Below are 3786 nucleotides of genomic sequence, written 5' to 3' on the forward strand. Positions count from 1 at the left end.
TCTTTCTAATCTCAATCTTATTACCGTTATTCTCAACCAATGCTAAGGCTTGTTTATAAGCAGTTTCGGCATAAAAGGAGTAAGGAATGATCTTGTATAACTCCTTAACAGCATCGTTTAGGGAAACTCCTCTTAAAGCTAGGTTAATTCCAGCCTTTACAGCCTTTGAGTAAGCAATTCTAGTTACTTTACCCAACTCATCAAACTCAACCCTACCATTTATTGTTACGAATTGGAAGTTTTCAAGAGCTTCCTTAGAGCCCATTAGCTTATTCCTCATCATCTGGTAGGATGACAATTACTATCACTTCCTTGTCTAATAAGCCCTTAATCTTATCATGAACGCTCTTTGGAACGTATATTGCGTATTTAGGGTCTCCATATTTGTCATGACCCATTGATGATATTTTTGAGTGAAATGTAACTTGACCCATATGATATTACCATATGATATTAATCACGGAAAAATTTATAAACTTTTCCGTTATCATAAAATCGGAAGGTGCCACAATGAAGTCAATGAGCAGTCGCGAGGTGGAGGAAGGCACCCAATGAAACTCCCCACGTCGTGGCTGGGAGTCCATACTCCCTAACCTAGGCGTGGGGAGGAGAAGAGGAGTGATGAGGCCTTGTGATTAATAGTCATTAAAAGTAACTACTAATCACAATGAAGCCGAACTCTCGCAGATTCCATAATTATCCTTATATCTTCTTCTGGTATATTCACTCCTATTTTAAACTTCCTTATAGACCTATGATTCAATATTGTCATAATGGTTTCATTGTTCATATATCCTTACCAAAAATCTATTCTTATTTATCCTTTTAAATTTTTATACTAAATACTTATTTTAGACATTTACTTAAAAATTTATAAAAATTTAATTTATAAATTTAAAAACATAAACTATATTATTAACAAACTTTATAATAACAAAAGATTATGCTATCTAATTCCACGACTTGTATGCCCTTCTTTTTATCATAATATAAAAACTTTCAAATATAAGCAAAATTATTTTAAAAATTCCCAATATTCTTTTATGTCATGACTTTCCTTACATGAATTATTAACAGGATTCCACACCATTTCAGTTTCATAATAACTAATTAATTGTTTTATGGCCATATACATAGTTATTTGGCTTGTTTCTTTGCTTGGCCCTGAAATGTGAGGAGTTAAAAGTAGTTGAGACTTAAATTTATCATTTAAAAGAGGTGAGTCGAGCGGTAAGGGTTCATCTTCAAATACGTCCAATCCCAACATTAAGTCTTTTCTATTGTTCAATAAATAAACTATATCCTCGGTTTTTAATAATTTACCTCTTCCCAAACTAATTAGAATAGACCCTTCCTTCATTTTCATTAACAAATTCCTGTTTATTAATCCCTGAGTTTTTTCACTATAAGGTAAAGTTAAATAAATTATATCGGCCTCACTAAATATTCTATTGAGGCTTGCTGGTTCTGCTTTTAATAGAATTTCTATCTCTGGCTTCCTTTTTCTTGAATAATATAGAATTTTTCCTATTTTAAAGTTTCTTAGATATGATGCGATTAATACACCTATTCTACCCATACCAATAATTCCTATGTTTTTATCCTTAAGCAAGTTCCCAGTTAAAAAATATGGAAAACCATTCCATTCTCTATTCCATATATATCTGTCCCCTTGTATTATTCTTTTGGTCAAAGATATAGTCATTCCTATTGCATGTTCTGCAACAGAATGAGCTATTGCCTCAGGTTGATTAGCTACACAAATACCTTTGCTTTCAGCATACTCAACGTCTATATGATCATAACCACTGCTTGTCGCAATAATAACCCTAAGATTACTAGCTTTATCTATTAATTCTTTATCAAACTTAATAAATGTTAAAAGGACTGAAGTTGCATCACCTATATTTTTTTCTATCCATTCTCTATTTGCAACTCTCTCTTGAGGTATTATTGAATCTATAAAATTTGATTTCAGCATTGAGATCATATTTTCATTTAATTTAAACGTTGATAATACAACTCTATTCATATTTACCACAATAAGTTTAAATAATTTGTATCTAATTAAGTTTTTCTATAGATTTTCTTTAGAAGCTTTTTATCAAGTATAGCAGCTTGCAAAACAATAACGTTTAAGGCTATATCCAAAAATATGCTTAATATAATACCTGAAGTTTCATATGAAATTGAGGGAAACTTTGGACGGACAGCAGAACAAATTTTAGCATAATAATGAAGCTGACCTCTTCCCCGCCCTGAAGGGCGAGTTTCCTGAGGTCTTAAGGGTTACACCCCTTTTACGGGTGCTACTCTGTTATGTTCTACAATAAAAGATAGGGGTTTCTTTATTGATGATAATACTTTACCTGTTGCTTTCTTTAATATGTTTAAAGCCCCATTTAAATCGGAATGAAGTTTATGTTTTAATGGACAATTAATGACTCCTCTAGGATTTCTTTTAACTTCTAAGTTATAATAAGCACAATACTTTGAGGTATTATACTCTATAACTTCATATACTTTAATGCTATATTCTTGTGCTTTAAGTTCAATTGCATTAATTAATTTACGGTAAGACCACATGTTTACTGTAAATTTGTTGCCTTTATCTTGTGCAATGTTAAATGGGTAACCTAAATAAATGGTTGAAACACCTAGTTCATGTAACTTCTTCATTAGATGAGATGCTAAATTCCTATATAAATGAAGAAGCCTTCTCATTAATTTCTTAAAAAGTCTCCTCTTCTCTTTTAATAATTCATCATATGCTTCATATTCACCAAGGTTTTTCGTCTTATCTGCTAAGGATTGTACCTCAGATACCCTCTTTCCAAAGTAGAAGTAATCCTCCTTAGTCCTAACACCTTTGTAAAGAAACCAAGTGCTATCGTTTAATACTACGCTTGCTAAAACGTTGATTCCTAAATCTATTGAAGAGACCTTGTTACCTTTAGGTGATTCAACTTGTATTGCTTTCCTTTCACCGCGAACAATATGCTTACTCTTCTTCCCACTCTTTGCCTCTTCAACCCCAACATCAACTGGAATGGAGGCGTACCATGCATTCCTAGTATCATCGTAGTATATCTCCAATCTACCTTGTTTTCCGTACCACTTCAGCCTGCCAACATATTCAACTTCAAGGCCGAAGTCCTTGAGGATTAGTTTGTAGTTTTGCTCATCTACAACATATCTATCTTGTCTAACAACAAGTAAAAGCTTCCTCCTTTTTGTTTCTCTATCCTTCTAGTAACGTGGCGGGCTAACATGCTTCATGCGATGCGGAAGTTTTCCTTCCTTCTTCAGCTTTAGAAGGGAGAAGAAGGAGTTCCATGCCTCGTTGTTCTTATTGAGAATTTGTTGCGCATTAACCCCGAGTACGCCCTTATACTTTTCATAATACTTGTTCCACGTTGTATTGAAGTCCACTTTCTTTTCATGAAAGAATTGTTGCCTCCTCTCATAGTTTAACTCATTGAAGAGTTTTGCTGATATATTAGATAGCCTTCTGAGCTTCCTTTCCTGAAAACCATTTGGAAGAAGACGCACGACGTTTGTTCTCTTATTTTTATAATTAACTTCGTAGATGCCTTCCTCTGGTATTGCGGGAGAAATCGGCTCCCGCTCCTCATGCTTTAAGAGTTGACCAGAGGGGGGCATGCTGGGCTGAATCCCTTCTCATGTTAATAGAAATCTTTTTTTACCTATTTATTATCAACTAATATTGTAGAGAGATTGTTGAGACATAAGGAGGGACAAAGATTGTTCATCAACCCGATGGGG

General features: G+C 33.7%; 5 protein-coding genes and 1 pseudogene. All 6 read right to left on the minus strand.

Going from position 1 to position 3786, the window contains the following annotated elements; all coding sequences use genetic code 11:
• Nucleotides 1-280 (minus strand): annotated as a pseudogene (locus tag RXO53_RS07940) (hypothetical protein); the annotation flags it as partial.
• Complete coding sequence (locus RXO53_RS07945) at nucleotides 270-434, minus strand: hypothetical protein (RefSeq protein WP_410713682.1); 165 nt, start codon at nucleotides 432-434, stop codon at nucleotides 270-272. The pseudogene RXO53_RS07940 and the gene RXO53_RS07945, both read right to left, overlap by 11 nt.
• Nucleotides 435-658: 224 nt before the next feature.
• Nucleotides 659-790 (minus strand): hypothetical protein, encoded by a 132-nt coding sequence (locus RXO53_RS07950; protein WP_410713683.1) that lies wholly within the window; start codon nucleotides 788-790, stop codon nucleotides 659-661.
• A 225-nt stretch (nucleotides 791-1015) separates the two neighbouring features.
• Nucleotides 1016-2032 (minus strand): 2-hydroxyacid dehydrogenase, encoded by a 1017-nt coding sequence (locus tag RXO53_RS07955; RefSeq protein WP_410713684.1) that lies wholly within the window; start codon nucleotides 2030-2032, stop codon nucleotides 1016-1018.
• Between the two features lie 257 nt (nucleotides 2033-2289).
• On the minus strand, nucleotides 2290-3096 hold the full coding sequence (locus RXO53_RS07960) for a transposase (RefSeq protein ID WP_410713685.1): 807 nt from the start codon (nucleotides 3094-3096) through the stop codon (nucleotides 2290-2292).
• Nucleotides 3097-3249: 153 nt separating this feature from the next.
• Nucleotides 3250-3663, minus strand: coding sequence for a hypothetical protein (locus RXO53_RS07965; RefSeq protein WP_410713686.1), 414 nt, complete (start codon nucleotides 3661-3663; stop codon nucleotides 3250-3252).
• Between the last annotated feature and the right edge of the window lie 123 nt (nucleotides 3664-3786).

The organism is Caldisphaera sp., assembly GCF_046536515.1.
Lineage (GTDB): Archaea > Thermoproteota > Thermoprotei_A > Sulfolobales > Acidilobaceae > Caldisphaera.

What these genes read in the sequence shown, in the direction of transcription:
- RXO53_RS07945 (WP_410713682.1), bottom strand. Translation starts at nt 434, where the DNA reads ATGGGTCAAGTTACATTTCACTCAAAAATATCATCAATGGGTCATGAC.
- RXO53_RS07950 (WP_410713683.1), bottom strand. Translation starts at nt 790, where the DNA reads ATGAACAATGAAACCATTATGACAATATTGAATCATAGGTCTATAAGG.
- RXO53_RS07955 (WP_410713684.1), bottom strand. Translation starts at nt 2,032, where the DNA reads ATGAATAGAGTTGTATTATCAACGTTTAAATTAAATGAAAATATGATC.
- RXO53_RS07965 (WP_410713686.1), bottom strand. Translation starts at nt 3,663, where the DNA reads ATGCCCCCCTCTGGTCAACTCTTAAAGCATGAGGAGCGGGAGCCGATT.